This is a genomic window from Streptomyces sp. D2-8 (genome assembly GCF_023184515.1).
Classification (GTDB): Bacteria; Actinomycetota; Actinomycetes; order Streptomycetales; family Streptomycetaceae; genus Streptomyces.
This window is the reverse complement of record NZ_JAAHBP010000002.1, coordinates 87,044-105,419: the sequence shown is the minus strand read 5'-3', so window position 1 is coordinate 105,419 and position 18,376 is coordinate 87,044. Positions and strand designations below refer to the sequence as shown.

Here is an 18,376-nt window from a genome sequence, read left to right as displayed (position 1 = left end):
ATGCGCGGCTGCCGATCGAGGTTCAACACCCCACCCCTGCCTGCCCTCCCGGCCGGCTGAGCCCATGGGTGCCGGTCGCGTCTTCGCGTACGGCGCCGCCGCCGGTCTGATCGGTGACCTGCTGCTCGGTGATCCTCGCCGGGGGCATCCGGTCGCCGCGTTCGGGCGGGCCGCGGGTGCCGTGGAACGGGTGTTGTGGCGGGACCACCGTGGGTGGGGCGCGCTGCACACCGTCGTGTGTACATCAGGGGCCGTCGCCCTCGGTTCCGCCGCCGCGCGTGCCGTGCGGACGTCCGCCGTCGCCTCCGTCGCTCTGACCGGTGCCGCCACCTGGGCCGTCGTCGGGGGGACGTCGCTCGCCCGGGAGGCGCAGGCCGTCGGGCGTGCCCTGGAGGCCGGGGACCTTGAGGCGGCCCGGGCCCGGCTGCCGCATCTCTGCGGCCGGGACCCGCAGGCCCTCGACGCCGACGGTATGGCCCGGGCCGTGGTCGAGTCCGTCGCCGAGAACACCTCCGACGCGGTGGTGGGGGCGCTGGTGTGGGGGGCCGTCGGCGGGGTGCCGGGGCTGCTCGGGTTCCGGGCCGTCAACACCCTGGACGCCATGGTCGGGCACAAGTCGGCCCACTACCGCCGGTACGGGTGGGCCTCCGCACGGCTGGACGATGTCGCGGGGTGGCCCGGCGCGCGGCTGACCGCCGTGCTCGCCGCGCTGGCAGGGCCGGATCCGCGGGGGGCCGTGCGGGCCTGGCGGGCCGATGCGGCGAAGCATCCGAGTCCCAACGCCGGTCCCGTGGAGGCCTCGTTCGCGGGGGCGCTCGGGGTGCGGCTCGGCGGAACGCTCTCGTACGGCGGGCGGGTGGAGCACCGGCCCGTGCTGAACACGCAGGGGCGGGCCGTCGGCACGCACGACGTCGAACGGGCCGTGCGGCTGTCGAAGCGCGTGACCTGGCTCGCGCTCGGGGTGTGCGCCGGTGCGCGGTTGCTGAAGAGGGGGAAATGACATGAGCGGTGGGCTTCTCGTCGCCGGCACCACCTCCGACGCCGGCAAGAGCGTCGTGACCGCCGGGATCTGCCGGTGGCTGGTGCGGCAGGGCGTCAAGGTCGCGCCCTTCAAGGCGCAGAACATGTCCCTGAACTCCTTCGTGACGAAGGAGGGGGCCGAGATCGGGCGGGCGCAGGCCATGCAGGCACAGGCCTGCCGGGTCGAGCCGACCGCGCTGATGAATCCCGTGCTGCTCAAGCCCGGGGGCGAGCAGAGCAGTCAGGTCGTGCTGCTGGGCAAACCGGTCGGGGAGCTGAGTGCCCGCGGGTACCACGGCGGCCGGCAGCGGCAGCTGCTCGGGACGGTGCTGGACTGCCTTGAGCAGTTGCGGGGCACGTATGACGCGGTGATCTGTGAGGGGGCCGGTTCTCCCGCCGAGATCAATCTGCGGCGGACGGACATCGTGAACATGGGGATCGCCCGTAACGCCGGGCTGCCCGTGCTCGTCGTCGGCGACATCGACCGGGGCGGTGTGTTCGCCTCGTTCTTCGGGACGGTGGCGCTGCTGTCGCCCGAGGACCAGCGTTGCGTCGCCGGGTTCCTCGTCAACAAGTTCCGCGGGGACGTCTCCCTGCTGGAGCCGGGCCTCGACATGCTGCTCGGTCTCACCGGGCGGCGGACGTACGGCGTGCTGCCCTTCCGGCACGGGCTCGGGATCGACGAGGAGGACGGACTGCGGGTCTCCCTGCGGGGGGCGGTGCGCGAGTCGGTCGTGGCCCCGCCCGTCGGCGAGGACGTGCTGCGCGTCGCCGTCTGTGCCGTGCCGCTGATGTCCAACTTCACCGACGTGGACGCCCTGGCCGCCGAGCCGGGGGTCGTGGTGCGGTTCGTGGACCGGCCGGAGGAGCTGTCCGACGCCGACCTCGTCATCGTGCCCGGCACCCGGGGGACGGTCCGTGCGCTGGAGTGGCTGCGCGAGCGGGGGCTCGCCGACGCCCTGGTCCGCAGGGCCGCCGAGCAGCGGCCCGTCCTCGGCATCTGCGGCGGCTTCCAGATCCTCGGCGAGCACATCGAGGACGACGTCGAGAGCCGCAGGGGCCATGTCGACGGGCTCGGGGTCCTGCCCGTGCGGGTGCGGTTCGCCCGCGAGAAGACCCTCACGCGGCCGGTGGGCGAGGCCCTCGGGGAACGCGTCGAGGGCTACGAGATCCACCACGGGGTCGCCGACGTCGTCGGCGGAGCACCCTTCCTGGACGGCTGCCGGGTCGGCCAGACCTGGGGCACGCACTGGCACGGCTCACTGGAGTCGGACGGCTTCCGGCGGGCCTTTCTGCGCGAGGTGGCGGCCGCCGCGGGCCGCCGCTTCGTGCCCGCGCCGGACACCTCGTTCGCCGCGCTGCGCGAGGAGCAGCTCGACCGGCTCGGCGACCTGATCGAACAGCACGCGGACACGGACGCGCTGTGGCGGCTCATCGAGTCCGGCGCGCCGCAAGGACTGCCCTTCATTCCACCGGGAGCGCCCGCATGAGCACAGTGTTGTTGTTGTCGACCGCCGACACGGACCTGCTGGCGGCCCGGGCCGCCTCCGGTGCCGACTACCGGATCGGCAACCCGACCCGCGTGGACGTCCGGGAGGAGCTTCCGGCCCTGCTGGACGGGGCGGGCATCGCCGTCGTCCGGCTGCTCGGCGGCAAGCGGGCCTGGGAGGACGGTCTCGCCGCGCTGAAGGCCTCCGGCATCCCCACCGTGCTGCTCGGCGGCGAGGCCGTGCCGGACGCGGAGTTGATGGCCGAGTCGTCCGTCCCGGCCGGTGTCGTGGCCGAGGCGCTGAAATACCTCGTGGAGGGCGGGCCGGAGAACCTCACCGAACTCGCCCGGTTCCTCTCCGACACCGTGCTGCTGACGGGCGAGGGGTTCGTCGAGCCGCGGAAGATGCCGGAGTACGGCGTCCACGGCGAGCGCGCCCTCGTTCAGGGCCGTCCGACCGTCGGCGTGCTCTTCTACCGGGCCCACGAGCTGAGCGGCAACACCGCTTTCGTGGACACCCTGTGCGACGCGATCGAGGCGCGGGGCGCCAACGCGCTGCCCGTGTACTGCGGTTCGCTGCGCGGGGCGGACGCGGGGCTGTACGAGATCCTCGGGCAGGCGGACACCCTGGTCGCCACCGTCCTCGCCGCCGGCGGCACCCACGCCTCGCAGGCCTCGGCCGGCGGTGACGAGGAGGCCTGGGACATCGGCGCCCTCGCCGAGCTGGACATCCCGGTGCTGCAGGGCCTGTGCCTGACGTCCTCGCGGCAGGCCTGGGCGGATTCGGACGCCGCCCTCTCCCCCATGGACGCCGCGATGCAGGTGGCGATCCCGGAGTTCGACGGGCGGCTGATCACCGTGCCGTTCTCCTTCAAGGAGCAGGGCCCGGACGACGTGCCCGTCTACGTCGCCGACCCGGAGCGTGCCTCGCGCGTCGCCGGCATCGCCGTACGGCACGCGCGGCTGAAGCACAAGGACAACGCGGACAAGAAGCTCGCGCTGGTCTTCACCGCGTACCCGACCAAGCACTCGCGGGTCGGCAACGCGGTCGGGCTCGACACCCCGGCCTCGGCGGTGCGGGTGCTGGACGCGCTGCGGGACGCCGGGTACGTGGTCGAGGGGCATCCGGACGAGGGTGACGAGCTGATCCACCGGCTCATCAACGCCGGCGGGCACGACGTGGAGTGGCTGACGGAGGAGCAGCTGGCCGCCGCGCCCGCGCGGGTGCCGCTGGCGGACTACCGGGCGTGGTTCGAGAAGCTCGACCCGGAGCTCAAGGACGCCATGACCGAGGCGTGGGGCGAGCCGCCGGGGAACCTCTACACCGACGGCGACGACATCGTGCTGGCGTCCCTGCAGTTCGGGAACGTCGTCGTGATGATCCAGCCGCCCCGCGGCTTCGGCGAGAACCCGATCGCGATCTACCACGACCCGGACATGCCGCCGTCCCACCACTACATGGCGGCCTACCGCTGGCTGGAGAACAGTTTCGGCGCCGACGCCATCGTCCACATGGGCAAGCACGGCACCATGGAGTGGCTGCCGGGCAAGGGCCTCGGGCTCAGCGGGGGGTGCGCCCCGGACGCGGTCCTCGGGGACCTGCCGCTGATCTACCCGTTCATCGTCAACGACCCGGGTGAGGGCACCCAGGCCAAGCGGCGCGGGCACGCCACGGTCGTCGACCACCTCGTGCCGCCGATGGCCCGCGCCGACACCTACGGCGACCTGGCCAAGCTGGAGCAGCTGCTCGACGAGTACGCGCTGGTCTCCGACCTGGACCCGGCGAAGGCCCCGACCGTGCGCGCCCAGATCTGGACGCTGGTCAAGGCGGCCGAACTCCACCACGACCTGCATGTCGACGAGCAGCCGGACGACGAGGCGTTCGACGAGTTCGTCATGCACATCGACGGCTATCTGTGCGAGATCAAGGACGTGCAGATCCGCGACGGGCTGCACATCCTGGGCGGCGGGCCGGTCGCCGAACCGCGCGTCAACCTCGTGCTGGCCGTGCTGCGCGCCTCGCAGGTGTGGGGCGGGCAGGCCAACGCGCTGCCGGGGCTGCGGGCGTCGCTGGCGCTGCACTTCGGGCTGGTGGAGAAGGAGCTGCTGGCCGAGCCGGGCGCTCCGGTGAAGGTGCCGGTGGAGCTGACGGACCTGGTGGACGGCCCGTCGCGCAGCGCCGCCGACGCGATCGACCTGCTGGAGCAGCTGTGCCGACGGATCGCGGAGGGCATGGAGGAGCGCGGCTGGGCGGTCGCCGAGAGCGCGCCGCTGGTCCGGGAGGTCCTCGGCACCGAACTGCCCGACGCCGTCGCCGTGCTGGAGTTCGCCTGCACCGAGGTCGTGCCCCGGCTGGAGAAGACCACCGACGAGATCGGGCACATCCTGCGGGCGCTGAACGGCGGCTACGTCCCGGCCGGTCCCTCCGGTTCGCCGACCCGCGGGCTCGTCAACGTCCTGCCGACGGGCCGGAACTTCTACTCCGTCGACCCCAAGGCCATTCCGTCCCGGCTGAGCTGGGAGGTCGGGCAGTCGCTCGCGGACTCGCTGGTGCAGCGGTATCTGGAGGACACCGGCGAGTACCCCACGTCCGTCGGCCTGACGGTGTGGGGCACCTCGGCGATGCGCACCCAGGGCGACGACATCGCCGAGATCCTGGCGCTGCTGGGCTGCCGGCCGGTGTGGGACGACGCCTCGCGGCGCGTGACCGGGTTCGAGGTGGTCCCCCTGGCTGAGCTCGGCCGGCCCCGCATCGACGTGACGGTCCGCATCTCGGGCTTCTTCCGGGACGCGTTCCCGCACGTGGTGGGGCTGATCGACGACGCGGTGCGCACGGTCGCCGACCTGGACGAGCCGGCGGAGTCCAACTACGTCCGGGCCCACGCCGACCAGGACACCGCCGAGCACGGCGACCGCCGCCGGGCCACGGCCCGCATCTTCGGCTCCAAGCCGGGGGCGTACGGGGCCGGTCTGCTGCCGCTGATCGACGCCCGCAACTGGCGCTCCGACGCGGACCTCGCCGAGGTGTACGCGGTGTGGGGCGGCTACGCCTACGGCCGGGGGCTCGACGGGCGGGCCGCGCGCGGCGACATGGAGACGGCGTTCAAGCGGATCGCCGTCGCCGCGAAGAACGTCGACACCCGTGAGCACGACCTCGTCGACGCCGACGACTACTTCCAGTACCACGGCGGCATGGTCGCCATGGTGCGGCACCTGACGGGCACCAGCCCCGAGGCGTACGTCGGTGACTCGGCCACCCCGGACCAGGTGAAGACCCGCACGCTCGGCGAGGAGACGCACCGCGTCTTCCGCGCCCGGGTGGTCAACCCGCGCTGGATGGCGGCGATGCGGCGGCACGGCTACAAGGGCGCCTTCGAGATGGCGGCGACCGTGGACTACCTGTTCGGCTACGACGCCACGGCCGGGGTCGTGGACGACTGGATGTACGAGAAGCTCAGCGCCGAGTACGTCTTCGACCCGGAGAACCGGGACTTCATGAAGAAGTCCAACCCCTGGGCGCTGCGCGGCATCACCGAGCGGCTGCTGGAGGCCGCGGAGCGCGGACTGTGGGCCGAGCCGGACGCGGAGACGCTGGAACGGCTGCGGGCCACCTATCTGGAACTCGAAGGCGACTTGGAGGGCGACGAGAAGTGACCACCCCCTTTCCGTTCACGGCCGTCGTGGGCCAGGACGACCTGCGGCTCGCGCTGCTGTTGAACGCGGTGTCCCCGGCGGTCGGCGGTGTGCTGGTGCGCGGCGAGAAGGGCACGGCCAAGTCGACCGCGGTGCGGGCGCTGTCGGCGCTCATGCCGACGCTGGACGTCGTCTCCGGCTGCCGCTTCTCCTGCGACCCCGGCTCCCCCGACCCCGGCTGCCCGGACGGGCCGCACGAGCCGGGGGCGTTCGAGACCCGGGCCGCGCGCATGGTCGAACTGCCCGTCGGCGCCTCCGAGGACCGGCTGGTCGGCGCACTGGACATCGAGCGGGCCCTCTCGGAGGGCGTGAAGGCCTTCGAACCCGGCCTGCTCGCCGACGCGCACCGCGGGATCCTCTACGTCGACGAGGTCAACCTCCTCCACGACCACCTGGTCGACCTGCTGCTGGACGCGGCCGCGATGGGCGCCTCGTACGTCGAGCGCGAGGGCGTCTCGGTGCGGCACGCCGCGCGGTTCCTGCTCGTCGGCACCATGAACCCCGAAGAGGGCGAGCTGCGGCCGCAGTTGCTCGACCGGTTCGGGCTGACCGTGGAGGTCGCGGCCTCGCGGGAGCCCGACCAGCGGGTGGAGGTCGTGCGGCGGCGGCTGGCCTACGACGATGACCCGGCCGGGTTCACCGCGCGCTGGGCCGAGGAGGAGGCCGCCGTACGGGCGCGGATCATCGCCGCGCGGGAGCTGCTGCCGTCCGTGCGGCTGGGCGACGGGGCGCTGCGGCAGATCGCGGCGACCTGTGCGGCGTTCGAGGTCGACGGCATGCGCGCGGACATCGTGATGGCGCGGACCGCCACCGCGCTGGCGGCCTGGGCCGGGCGCACCGAGGTGCTCGCCGAGGACGTCCGGCAGGCGGCGCTGCTCGCGCTGCCGCACCGGCGGCGGCGCAACCCCTTCGACGCGCCGGGACTGGACGAGGAAAAGCTCGACGAGACCCTGGAGGAGTTCGGCGGTCCGGACGACGACGATCCGGATCCGGACCCAGGCCCTGACGGGCCCGGCGGGGGCGGCGGACAGCCGGAACCCGACGACGCGCCGCAGGGCGACGGCGACACCGCGGCCCGGCCCGAGGCCGGTGAGGACGGGCAGCCGCAGCCCTCGGGGGCCGGCGAGCAGTCGGCCGCACGCGCCTCCGAGCCGTTCCGCACCAAGGTGCTGAGCGTGCCCGGGATCGGCGAGGGCGCCGCCGGGCGGCGTTCGCGGGCGCGGACCGAGCACGGGCGGACGACCGGGGCCCGTCGGCCGCGGGGCGCGCTCACCAAGCTGCACCTGGCGGCGACCGTGCAGGCCGCGGCACCGCACCAGCGGGCGCGCGGGCGGTCCGGGCCGGGCCTGGTGGTGCGCCGGGACGATCTGCGGCAGGCCTCCCGCGAGGGACGCGAGGGCAATCTCGTGCTGTTCGTCGTGGACGCCTCGGGGTCGATGGCGGCGCGGCAGCGGATGAGCGCCGTGAAGGGCGCCGTGCTGTCGCTGCTGCTGGACGCCTACCAGCGGCGCGACAAGGTGGGCCTGGTGACCTTCCGCGGCTCGGGCGCGGACGTCGCGCTGCCGCCGACCTCGTCGGTGGACGCGGCGGCGGCCCGGCTGGAGACGCTGCCGACCGGCGGGCGCACGCCGCTCGCCGCGGGGTTGCTGCGGGCGCACGACGTGCTGCGCGTGGAGCGGCTGCGCGATCCCGCGCGGCGGCCCCTGGTCGTGCTGGTGACGGACGGGCGGGCCACCGGCGGCCCGGAGCCGGTCGCCCTGGCCGGGCGTGCGGCCCGGCTGTTCGCGGCCGACGGTGTCGCCTCGGTCGTCGTGGACTGCGAGTCGGGGCCGGTGCGGTTGGGGCTCGCCGGGCAGCTCGCGGGTGAACTGGGCGGTACGGCCGTGACATTGGACGAGCTGCGGGCGGACAGCATCGCCGGGCTCGTGAAGGACGTGCAGAGGAGGGCCGCGTAATGCCACAGGGACAGCCGAGTGTGGTGCCGGACGACGGGCTGACCACACGGCAGCGCCGGAACCGGCCGCTGGTCGTCGTGCACACGGGCGTCGGCAAGGGCAAGTCCACCGCCGCCTTCGGGCTCGCGCTGCGGGCCTGGAACCAGGGGTGGCCGATCGGGGTGTTCCAGTTCGTCAAGTCGGCGAAGTGGAAGGTCGGCGAGGAACGGGCGCTGCGGGTGCTCGGGGACTCCGGCGAGGGCGGGTCCGTCGCCTGGCACAAGATGGGCGAGGGCTGGTCCTGGGTCCAGCGGGACGCCCAGATGGACAACGAGGAGAAGGCCCGGGAGGGCTGGGAGCAGGTCAAGCGGGACCTGGCCGCCGAGACGTACCAGCTGTACGTGCTGGACGAGTTCGCCTACCCGATGCACTGGGGATGGGTCGACACCGATGAGGTGGTCGACGTCCTGCGGAACCGGCCCGGCACCCAGCATGTGGTGATCACCGGGCGGAACGCGCCCGAGAAGCTCGTGGACTTCGCCGATCTCGTGACCGACATGTCCAAGGTCAAGCACCCGATGGACGTGGGCCAGAAGGGCCAGAGGGGCATCGAGTGGTGAGTGCTTCCGTCCCTCGGCTGGTCATCGCCGCGCCCTCGTCGGGCAGCGGCAAGACCACCGTCGCCACGGGGTTGATGGCCGCGTTCGCCGCGCGGGGGCTCGCCGTGTCTGGGCACAAGGTCGGGCCGGACTACATCGACCCCGGGTATCACGCGCTCGCGACCGGGCGGGTGGGACGGAACCTCGACGCGTACCTGTGCGGGCCCGAGCTGGTCGGGCCGCTGTTCCTGCACGGGGCACGGGGGTGTGACATCGCCGTCGTCGAGGGCGTGATGGGGCTGTACGACGGGGCCGCGGGTGAGGGCGAACTCGCGTCCACGGCCCATGTCGCGAAGCTGCTGCGGGCGCCGGTGGTGCTGGTCGTCGACGCGTCGTCGCAGTCCCGGTCGGTGGCGGCGCTGGTGCACGGGTTCGCGTCGTGGGATCCGGAGGTGCGGGTCGGGGGCGTGATCCTGAACAAGGTCGCCTCGGACCGGCACGAGGATTTGCTGCGGGAGGCGCTGGAGCAGGCCGGGGTGCCGGTGCTGGGTGTCTTGCGGCGGGCTGCGCAGGTGGACACGCCGTCGCGGCATCTGGGGCTGGTGCCGGTCGCCGAGCGGCACGCTGCCGCGGTGGAGGCCGTGGCGGCGATGGCCGCACAGGTCTCCGACGGGTGTGATCTGGACGCGTTGACGGGGCTGGCGCGGAGTGCGGGAGCGTTGTCGGGGGCGGCCTGGGATGCGGCCGAGGTCGTCTCCTCGCCCCCGCCGCCCCTGCCCTTCCCGTCCTCCACTCGCTCCGCCCCTTCGACCCCGCCGGTGGGCTCCGCCCCCCGAACCCCCGGTCGGCCTGAACGGCCTCGTCCTCAAGCGCCGGACAGGCCGGTGGTCGCCGTTGCCGGGGGTGAGGCGTTCACCTTCTCCTACGCCGAACACACCGAACTCCTCACCGCCGCCGGTGCCGACGTCGTGCCGTTCGATCCGCTGCGGGACGAGGAACTGCCCGAAGGGACGAGCGGGTTGGTCATCGGGGGCGGATTCCCCGAGGTGTATGCCGCCGAGCTGTCCGCCAACGCACCCCTGCGCAAGGCCGTCGCCGGGCTGGCGGAGAGCGGCGCTCCCATTGCCGCCGAGTGTGCCGGGCTGCTGTATCTGTGCCGGGAGCTGGACGGGCTGCCGATGTGCGGGGTGCTGGACGCCGGGGCACGGATGACCGAGCGGCTCACTCTGGGCTACCGGGGCGCCGTGGCCGTGGGCGACAGTGTGCTCGCGGCGGCCGGGACCCGGATGCGGGGCCACGAGTTCCACCGGACCGTCGTGGAGCCCGGCTCGGGGGCGGAGCCCGCCTGGGGGATCCGCAGCCCCCGGCCGCGGGTCGAAGGTTTCGTACAGCGCGGTGTGCACGCGAGCTATCTGCACACGCACTGGGCGTCCGAGCCCGGTGTCGCCCGTCGGTTCGTGGAGAGGTGCCGGACGTCATGAGCAGCAGGCTGGTCGGAGTCGGGGTAGGGCCCGGGGATCCGGAGCTGGTGACCGTGAAGGGCGTGAACGCCCTGCGGGCGGCCGATGTCGTGGTGGTCCCCGTGATGGACAGCGGGGAGCGCGGCCGGGCCGAGGCGACGGTGCTGCACTACGTGCCCGAGGAGAAGGTCGTCCGGGTGGTGTTCGCGCTGAACGAGCGCAGCGACCGGGGGCGGCGCGAGGCCGCCTGGGACGCGGCCGGCGAGCGGGTCGCCGCGTTGCTGCGGCAGCACCCGTCGGTGGCCTTCGCGACCATCGGGGACCCCAACGTCTACTCGACGTTCACCTACCTCGCGCAGACCATCGCCGAGCTGGTGCCGGGGACCGTCGTCGAGACCGTGCCCGGGATCACCGCCATGCAGGACCTCGCCGCCCGGTCGGGAGCCGTGCTGACCGAAGGCACCGAGCCGCTCACGCTCGTGCCCGTCACCGCCGGAGCGGCCGTGCTGAAGGACGCCCTGGCCGGGCCCGGGACCGTGGTCGCCTACAAGTTCGGGCGGCAGGCGCACGAGGTCGCCGAGGCGCTGCGGGAGACCGGGCGGCTCGCCGACGCCGTGTGGGGGTCGGCGCTCGGCCTGCCGGAGGAGTCCGTACGTCCGGCCGCCGAGCTCGACGACGCGCCCCTGCCCTATCTGTCGACGCTCATCGCACCCGCCCGGCGCGACGGCGGACGGGGCGGAAAGCTCTGACGCGTCCGCCCCTCACCCCGCCCCCGTTCCACCCCCTGTACGAGAGGACCCATTCCATGGCCGACGCCCCCGCCGGCAAAGTGACCTTCGTCGGTGCCGGCCCCGGCGCCGCCGACCTGCTGACGTTCCGCGCCGCGCGCGCCATCGCCGAGGCCGACGTCGTGATCTGGGCGGCCAGCCTGGTCCAGGAGGAGGTCCTCGAGCACGCCCGCGAGGACGCGGAGATCCTCGACTCGGCGACCATGTCCCTGGAGGACGTCGTCGCCGTGTACGAGCGGGCCCGCGCCGAGGGGCTCAAGGTCGCCCGTATCCATTCCGGTGACCCGGCCCTGTGGGGCGGCACGCAGGAGCAGGTCGACCGGTGTGCCGAGGCCGGCATCGCGACCGAGATCGTGCCCGGGGTGTCCTCCTTCTCGGCCGTCGCGGCGCTCGCCCAGCGCGAGCTGACCATCCCCGAGGTGGCGCAGTCGGTCGTGCTGACCCGGCTCGGCGGCGGGAAGACGCCCATGCCGCCCGGGGAGGAGGTCCGGGAGTTCGCCAAGCACGGCACCACCATGGCGGTGTTCCTGTCCGCCGCCCGCAGCGGGCAGCTCGTGCGGGAGCTGCTGGAGGGCGGCTACCCGACGACGACCCCGGTCGTGGTGGCGTACCAGGCGACCTGGCCGGAGGAGCTGATCGTGAAGTGCACGATCGGCACGCTGGAGGAGACGGTCAAGGAGCACAAGCTCTGGAAGCACACCCTGTTCCTGGTCGGCCCGGCGCTCGACGCGCACGGCACGCGCTCGCACCTGTACCACCCGGGTCACTTCCACGGCTACCGCAAGGCCGACCCGGAGGCCCGCAGAGCCCTGCGTGAACGGGGTGCCAGTACATGATCACCGTGGTCGGGACCGGCACCGGGGTCCCGGTGGGCGAGGACGTCCTGGCCGGGGCCGGGCTGGTCGTCGGCGGGCGGCGGCATCTGGACGCCGTGCGGCTGCCGGAGACATCCGAGCGGATCGTGCTCGGGCCGCTGGCGCCCGCGCTCGACGCCGTCGAACGGCGGCTCGGCGCGGGCGGCCGGGTCGTCGTGCTGGCGTCCGGGGATCCGGGGTTCTTCGGGATCGTGCGGGCGCTGGCCGAGCGGTTCGGGGCGGAGCGGCTGGATGTGCGGCCCGGGGTGTCGTCGGTCGCCGCCGCGTTCGCGCGGATCGGGCTGCCCTGGGACGACGCCGTGGTGGTGAGCGCCCACGGGCGGGAACTGCGGACAGCCGTCAACGTGTGCCGGGCGCAGGCGAAGACGGCCGTGCTGACCGGGCCGGGCGCGGGTCCGGCGGAGCTGGGTGCCGCGCTGCGGGACGCGGCGCGGGTGCTGGTCGTCGCGTCGGGGCTCGGCTCGGACACGGAGCGCGTGGAGCGGGTGACGCCCGCCGAGGCCGCCGCCCGGGACTGGGGCACGGCGGTGAACGTGGTGCTGTGCCTGGACGAGGCTCGGGCGCTCGGCCCTGTGCGGACGGTCGCGGGGCCCGGTGAGCGGCCCGCCGGCTGGGCCCTTGAGGAGGCGGAGTTCGCCCACCGGGACTCGATGATCACCAAGTTCGAGGTGCGGGCGCTGGCCCTGGCCCGGCTGGGGCCGCGCCCGGGCGACCTGGTGTGGGACGTGGGCGCGGGCTCGGGGTCCGTGGCCGTGGAGTGCGCGCGGCTGGGTGCGGCCGTCACCGCCGTGGAGAAGACCGCGGACGGGGCGGAGCGGGTCCGCGCCAACGCCGCCGCGCACGGTGTGGACGTGCGGGTGGTGCGGGGCGCGGCACCGGACGCGCTGGCGGATCTCGCCGAGACCCCGGACGCCGTGTTCGTGGGGGGTGGCGGGCGCGAACTGCCCGCGATCGTCGCCGCGTGTGCGCGGCGTGCCCGGCGCACGGTGGTCGTCGCCATGGCGGCGCTCGACCGGGTACCGGCCGCGCGTGAGGCCCTGACGAGCGCCGGTCTCACCTGCGACGGCGTGCTGCTGCAGTCGTCGCGGCTCGCGCCGCTGCCGGGTCAGGTGACCCGGCTCGCGGCGACCAACCCCGTTTTCCTGCTGTGGGGCGTCCGGCCTCCGGCAGCCGTCGAAGAAGGAGTTGCTCAGTGATCGGCCTCATTTCCGCCACCGCGGCGGGAGCGGCTGCGCGGGACCGGCTGGCCGCGGCGTGGCCGGACCGCACGCGTGTGTACGAGGGTCCCGTCGGGGACGCCGTACGGGCCGCGTTCGCGCAGTGCGAGCAGCTCGTGTGCTTCCTGGCGACGGGGGCGGTGGTGCGGCTGGTGGCACCGCTGCTGTCCGGCAAGACCGAGGACCCGGGCGTGGTGTGCGTCGACGAGGGCGGGCGGTTCGCCGTGTCCCTGCTGGGCGGGCACGCGGGCGGCGCCAATGAACTGGCCCGCGAGGTGGGTGACCTGCTGGGCGCCGAGCCGGTCGTGACGACGGCCACGGACGCCGTGGACCTGCCGGGCCTGGACACCCTCGGCCTGCCCGTCGAGGGCGATGTCGCCGGGGTGTCGCGGGCGCTGCTGGACGGTGAGGGCGTGGCGCTGCGGGCCGAGGTGGCCTGGCCGCTGCCGCCGCTGCCGACGGCGGCCGAGGGGGCGTACACGATCCGGCTCACCGACCGGCTCGTGGAGGCGGCCGGGCGCGAGGTGGTGCTGAGGCCGCCGACGCTGGTCGTCGGGGTCGGGGCGTCGAAGGGTGCGCCGGTCGAGGAGGTCCTGGGGCTGGTCGAGGACGCCCTGCGCGAGGCCGGGCTGTCCGTCGCGTCCGTCGCCGAACTGGCCACCGTCGACGCCAAGGCCGGGGAACCCGGCATCGTCGAGGCCGCGCGGCGGCTCGGTGTGCCCCTGGTGACGTACCCGGCCGCGGAGTTGGCCGGGGTCGACGTGCCCCATCCGTCCGACGCGCCGCTCGCGGCCGTCGGGACCCCGTCCGTCGCGGAGGCCGCCGCGCTCGTCAGCGGGGGCGAACTGCTCGTCCCCAAGCGGAAGTCGGCCGCGAGCCCGGCGATGGCGACCTGTGCCGTCGTCCGGCGGCCGGGGCGCGGGCGGCTCGCGGTGGTGGGGCTCGGGCCCGGCGCGCGGGACCTGCTGACGCCGCGTGCGAAGGCCGAACTGCGGCGGGCTTCGGTGCTCGTCGGGCTCGACCAGTACGTCGACCAGATCCGTGATCTGCTGCGGCCCGGCACCCGGATCCTGGAGTCGGGGCTCGGGGCCGAGGAGGAGCGGGCGCGCACGGCCGTCGCGGAGGCCCGCGAGGGGCAGGCCGTCGCGCTGATCGGCAGCGGGGACGCGGGCGTCTACGCCATGGCCTCCCCCGCGCTGGCCGAGGCCTCCGACGACATCGACGTGGTCGGTGTGCCCGGTGTGACGGCGGCGCTCGCGGCCGGCGCGATCCTGGGCGCCCCGCTGGGCCACGACCATGTGTCGATCAGCCTGTCCGACCTGCACACGCCGTGGGAGGTCATCGAGCGGCGCGTGCGGGCGGCGGCCGAGGCGGACATCGTGGTCACCTTCTACAACCCGCGCTCGCGCGGCCGCGACTGGCAGCTTCCCAAGGCGCTGGGCATCCTCGCGGAGCACCGGGCACCGGCGACGCCGGTCGGCGTCGTGCGCAACGCCTCGCGGCCGGACGAGTCCAGCCGGCTCACGACGCTGGGCTCCCTCGACCCGGCGACGGTCGACATGATGACGGTCGTGACCGTGGGCAACACGGCGACCCGGGACATCGCGGGGCGCATGGTGACGCCGCGCGGCTACCGCTGGCAGGCAGCGCAGGAGGGCGCCGAGTGAACCGCGTCGTTCATCCGATCGAGGAGGAGTCCTACCGGCGTCTGCGCGCCCGGCTGGACACCTCGCACTTCCCGCCGCTGACCCGGGCGGTCGTGGAGCGGGTCATCCACTCCGCCGCCGACCTCGACTACGCCACCGACCTCGTCCTGGACGAGGCCGACTTGGCGAAGGCGCACGCGGCACTGCATGCCGGGGCCCCCGTCGTAGTGGACGTGGAGATGGTCGGCGCCGGGATCACCCGGCGCGAGACCGTCTGCCGCCTGAAGGACGCCGAGTCCGGGCCCGGGCTGACCCGTTCCGCGCACGCGATCCGGCTCGCCCACGAGCAGGTCGGTCCCGGCGCCCTCTGGGTGATCGGCAACGCGCCGACCGCGCTGGAGGAGCTGCTGACCCTCGACGCGCGCCCCGCGCTCGTCATCGGACTGCCCGTCGGTTTCGTCGGAGCCGTCGAATCGAAGGCCGCGCTGCGCGAGAGCGGACTGCCCGCCGTGAGCAACGTGTCCGAGAAGGGCGGGTCGGCGGTCGCCGCCGCCGCGCTCAACGCCCTGCTGTACCACCCCACTTCCGCCGAGGAGAAACTGTGACCACCCCGCCCGCCCTGCTCATCGCCGGCCACGGCACCCGGGACGACGCCGGAGCCGAGGCGTTCCGCGACTTCGTACGGCGGCTGGGGGCCCGGCACCCCGAACTGCCCGTCGCGGGCGGCTTCATCGAGCTGTCCCCGCCGCCGCTGGGCGAGGCCGTCACCGAGCTGGTGGAGCAGGGCGTGCGCCGGTTCGCCGCCGTGCCGCTGATGCTGGTGTCCGCCGGGCACGCCAAGGGCGACATCCCGGCGGCGCTGGCCCGCGAGAAGGAGCGGCACCCGGGCATCTCGTACACGTACGGGCGTCCGCTCGGCCCGCATCCGGCGCTGCTGAACGTGCTGGAGCGGCGGCTGGACGAGGCCCTGGGGTCGGCGGGCCGCACGCCCGGGGACCGGGCCGACGTGACGGTGCTGCTGGTCGGGCGCGGCTCCACGGACCCGGACGCCAACGCCGAGGTGCACAAGGCGGCCCGGCTGCTGTGGGAGGGGCGCGGGTACGCGGGTGTCGAGACGGCGTTCGTGTCGCTGGCCGCGCCGGACGTGCCGAGCGGGCTCGACCGCTGTGTGCGGCTGGGTGCCCGCCGCATCGTGGTCCTCCCCTACTTCCTGTTCACGGGCATCCTGCCGGACCGGGTGCGGCACCAGACGGAGGGCTGGGCCGCCGCGCACCCGGAGGTCGAGGTGTTGTCGGCCGACGTGATCGGGCCGGAGCCGGAGCTGCTCGACCTGGTGTGGGAGCGGTACGAGGAGGCCGTCAAGGGTGATCTGCGGATGAACTGCGACTCGTGCGTGTACCGCATCGCTCTGCCCGGTTTCGAGGACAAGGTCGGCATGCCACAGCAGCCGCACTTCCACCCGGACGACGACGACCACCACCACGGGCACGGACACGGGCACCACCACGGCGCTCACTCGCATGCGCACTGAGAGCGGGCACGATCTGCGCCACCACGGGGACGCGGAGGTCCGGGACGACGGCGGCTCGCTCGTCGACCTCGCCGTGAACGTCCGCGCGGACACGCCGCCGGTCTGGCTGCGGGAGCACATCGCCGCGTCCCTGGGCGGGCTCGCGGCCTACCCGGACGGGCGTGCCGCGCGGGCGGCGGTGGCTTCGCGGCACGGGCTGCCGGTGGAGCGGGTGCTGCTGACGGCGGGCGCGGCGGAGGCGTTCGTGCTGCTGGCGCGGGCGCTGAAGGTGCGGCGGCCGGTCGTCGTGCATCCCCAGTTCACGGAGCCGGAGGCGGCGCTGCGGGATGCCGGGCACACGGTCGGCCGGGTGCTGCTGCGGGAGGCCGACGGTTTCCGGCTGGACCCGGCGGCCGTCCCCGAGGACGCGGACCTGGTGGTGATCGGCAACCCGACGAACCCGACGTCGGTGCTGCACCCGGCGGACGCGATCGCCGGACTCGCCCGGCCCGGGCGGGTGCTGGTGGTGGACGAGGCGTTCATGGACGCGGTGCCGGGCGAGCGGGAGGCCCTGGCCGGCCGCGTCGATGTGCCCGGCCTCGTGGTGCTGCGCAGCCTGACCAAGACGTGGGGGCTGGCCGGGCTGCGGATCGGATACGTGCTGGCCGCGCCGCAGACCGTCGAGGACCTTCAGCGGGCGCAGCCGCTGTGGCCGGTGTCGACTCCGGCGCTGGCCGCGGCCGAGGCGTGCGTGGGGCTGCGGGCGGTGGCCGAGGCGGCCCACGCGGCGCACCGTATCGCGGCGGACCGCGCCCACCTGTCGGCCGGCCTCGCCCGCTTCGCCCCGGCCGGGCTGCGGGTGGCCGGGCCCGCGCAGGGCCCGTTCGTTCTGGTCCGTCTGCCGCGCGCGTCCACTGTCCGCCGGCGCCTGCGCGACCTCGGCTACGCGGTGCGCCGCGGGGACACGTTCCCCGGGCTGGACGAGGAGTGGCTGCGGCTGGCGGTGCGGGACCGCGCCACGACCGACGGGTTCCTGCGGGCCCTCGAGCGGGCGCTGCAGCACTGAGGCCCGGGCTTCTGTGGGTAGTGGAGCAGGCCCTGAAGCCCCTGCGACCCCGCCTCCTCAACGCTCCTCGCCGCCACCCCCGGCTGCGGGATCAGCTCCGGCGGCGGGTCAGGACCACCGCTCCCCCGCCTGCCACGAGCAGGGCGATCCCGCCACCCACGAGGTACGGCGTCGTCGAGTCACCGCCGGTCTCGGCCAGGCTCTCCTCGGCGAGTGCTCCCTGCGGCTTGGCGTCGGCCGGCGGGGCGGACGCTTCAGCCGAGGGCTGTGCGGCGGCCGCGGGCTCTGCGTCGGCGGGCGGGGCGGACGCTTCGGCCGAGGGCTGTGCGGCGGCTGCGGGCGCGGGCGTCTTGCAGGCCGCCTCAGCCAGGGTGAGCGTGCCGTCGACCTCAGCGACGTTCAGCTTCAACGGGTCGACGGACACCTTGAGTTCGAGGGCGGTGGCGGCGGCCGAACGGGCCGTCGTCCGGGTGCTCGACAGATCCAGGTGCACCTCGCCGACGCCCGGCACCTTGACGTCCGCCGAGCCCTCGGCGGTGAGGTTCACGCGCTCGCCGAGCACGGTCACCGAGCCGGGAATGTCGGTCGTGGCGACCGGCTTCTCCCCGACCTCACAGGTGGCCTTGGACGTGATCTGCTCGACCTCGATCACCGCCAGCAGTGGCAGGCCGGGGACGTGAAGGCGGGCATGGGCCAAGGTGGCGGCCGCCTCGGCCTTCGTGGCGGTCGTCGTGGCTCTCGCCTGAGCCACCTCGGCGCGCAGCACGCTGAAGGGCCGGCCGCCGTTCACCGCGTCCAGACGGGCCGTCAGTGTGGTCTCCTCGGCGCTCTGCGGAGCCTGGACCTCGTTGAGGGAGACGGCGAGCGGGACGTTCACCGACTTGTTCAGCAGGGAGACGTCCAAGCCGGTGCGCAGGGTGGCCGCGCTCGCGCGGCCGTGGTCGCCGGCGGCGTACGCCGGGCTCACGCCGGTCAGTGTCATGGGCCCGGCGGCCAGGGCCATGGCCGTCGCGACGGTCGCCAGACGGCGTACGGGCACACGGAAGAAGGTGCTGTTCACGGTGAAGCTCCAGGGGAGA

Annotated in this window: 14 protein-coding genes; 13 read left to right on the top strand and 1 reads right to left on the bottom strand. The window is 74.4% G+C overall.

Features of this window, described 5'->3' with window-relative positions:
• The first annotated feature begins 64 nt into the window (after window positions 1-64).
• Genes G3I77_RS06105 through cobC form a run of 13 tightly spaced genes read left to right on the top strand, consistent with a single transcriptional unit; the run spans window position 65 to window position 17,297 of the window.
• Window positions 65-1,000, top strand: coding sequence for a cobalamin biosynthesis protein (locus tag G3I77_RS06105; protein WP_248501559.1), 936 nt, complete (start codon window positions 65-67; stop codon window positions 998-1,000).
• Window position 1,001: 1 nt separating this feature from the next.
• Window positions 1,002-2,510, top strand: a complete 1,509-nt coding sequence (locus G3I77_RS06100) for a cobyric acid synthase (protein ID WP_248501558.1) — start codon at window positions 1,002-1,004, stop codon at window positions 2,508-2,510.
• Window positions 2,507-6,163 (top strand): cobaltochelatase subunit CobN, encoded by a 3,657-nt coding sequence (cobN, locus tag G3I77_RS06095; RefSeq protein WP_248501557.1) that lies wholly within the window; start codon window positions 2,507-2,509, stop codon window positions 6,161-6,163. Before G3I77_RS06100 ends, cobN begins: the two co-directional genes overlap by 4 nt.
• Window positions 6,160-8,157, top strand: coding sequence for a putative cobaltochelatase (locus tag G3I77_RS06090; RefSeq protein ID WP_248501556.1), 1,998 nt, complete (start codon window positions 6,160-6,162; stop codon window positions 8,155-8,157). Before cobN ends, G3I77_RS06090 begins: the two co-directional genes overlap by 4 nt.
• Complete coding sequence (cobO, locus tag G3I77_RS06085; protein WP_248501555.1) at window positions 8,157-8,756, top strand: cob(I)yrinic acid a,c-diamide adenosyltransferase; 600 nt, start codon at window positions 8,157-8,159, stop codon at window positions 8,754-8,756. The genes G3I77_RS06090 and cobO overlap by 1 nt, the downstream gene beginning before the upstream one ends.
• Window positions 8,753-10,216, top strand: coding sequence for a cobyrinate a,c-diamide synthase (locus tag G3I77_RS06080; protein ID WP_248501554.1), 1,464 nt, complete (start codon window positions 8,753-8,755; stop codon window positions 10,214-10,216). The genes cobO and G3I77_RS06080 overlap by 4 nt, the downstream gene beginning before the upstream one ends.
• Window positions 10,213-10,944, top strand: a complete 732-nt coding sequence (gene cobI, locus G3I77_RS06075; protein WP_248501553.1) for a precorrin-2 C(20)-methyltransferase — start codon at window positions 10,213-10,215, stop codon at window positions 10,942-10,944. The genes G3I77_RS06080 and cobI overlap by 4 nt, the downstream gene beginning before the upstream one ends.
• A 56-nt stretch (window positions 10,945-11,000) precedes the next feature.
• Complete coding sequence (gene cobM / locus G3I77_RS06070; protein ID WP_142164728.1) at window positions 11,001-11,819, top strand: precorrin-4 C(11)-methyltransferase; 819 nt, start codon at window positions 11,001-11,003, stop codon at window positions 11,817-11,819.
• Entirely contained in the window at window positions 11,816-13,054 is a 1,239-nt protein-coding gene (gene cbiE, locus G3I77_RS06065; RefSeq protein WP_248501552.1) for a precorrin-6y C5,15-methyltransferase (decarboxylating) subunit CbiE, read from the top strand. The genes cobM and cbiE overlap by 4 nt, the downstream gene beginning before the upstream one ends.
• Entirely contained in the window at window positions 13,051-14,742 is a 1,692-nt protein-coding gene (cobJ, locus tag G3I77_RS06060) for a precorrin-3B C(17)-methyltransferase (protein WP_248501551.1), read from the top strand. Before cbiE ends, cobJ begins: the two co-directional genes overlap by 4 nt.
• A complete protein-coding gene (locus tag G3I77_RS06055) occupies window positions 14,739-15,326 on the top strand; it encodes a precorrin-8X methylmutase (protein ID WP_248501550.1) in 588 nt (195 codons plus the stop codon). Before cobJ ends, G3I77_RS06055 begins: the two co-directional genes overlap by 4 nt.
• On the top strand, window positions 15,323-16,252 hold the full coding sequence (locus G3I77_RS06050) for a sirohydrochlorin chelatase (protein ID WP_189589933.1): 930 nt from the start codon (window positions 15,323-15,325) through the stop codon (window positions 16,250-16,252). The genes G3I77_RS06055 and G3I77_RS06050 overlap by 4 nt, the downstream gene beginning before the upstream one ends.
• A complete protein-coding gene (cobC, locus tag G3I77_RS06045; protein ID WP_248501549.1) occupies window positions 16,242-17,297 on the top strand; it encodes an Rv2231c family pyridoxal phosphate-dependent protein CobC in 1,056 nt (351 codons plus the stop codon). Before G3I77_RS06050 ends, cobC begins: the two co-directional genes overlap by 11 nt.
• A 91-nt stretch (window positions 17,298-17,388) precedes the next feature.
• Here the strand turns inward: cobC and G3I77_RS06040 are convergent, their stop codons facing one another.
• Window positions 17,389-18,357 carry an SCO1860 family LAETG-anchored protein gene (locus tag G3I77_RS06040; protein ID WP_248501548.1) on the bottom strand — a complete coding sequence of 323 codons (969 nt, stop codon included), beginning with the start codon at window positions 18,355-18,357 and terminating at the stop codon, window positions 17,389-17,391.
• Window positions 18,358-18,376 lie beyond the last annotated feature (19 nt).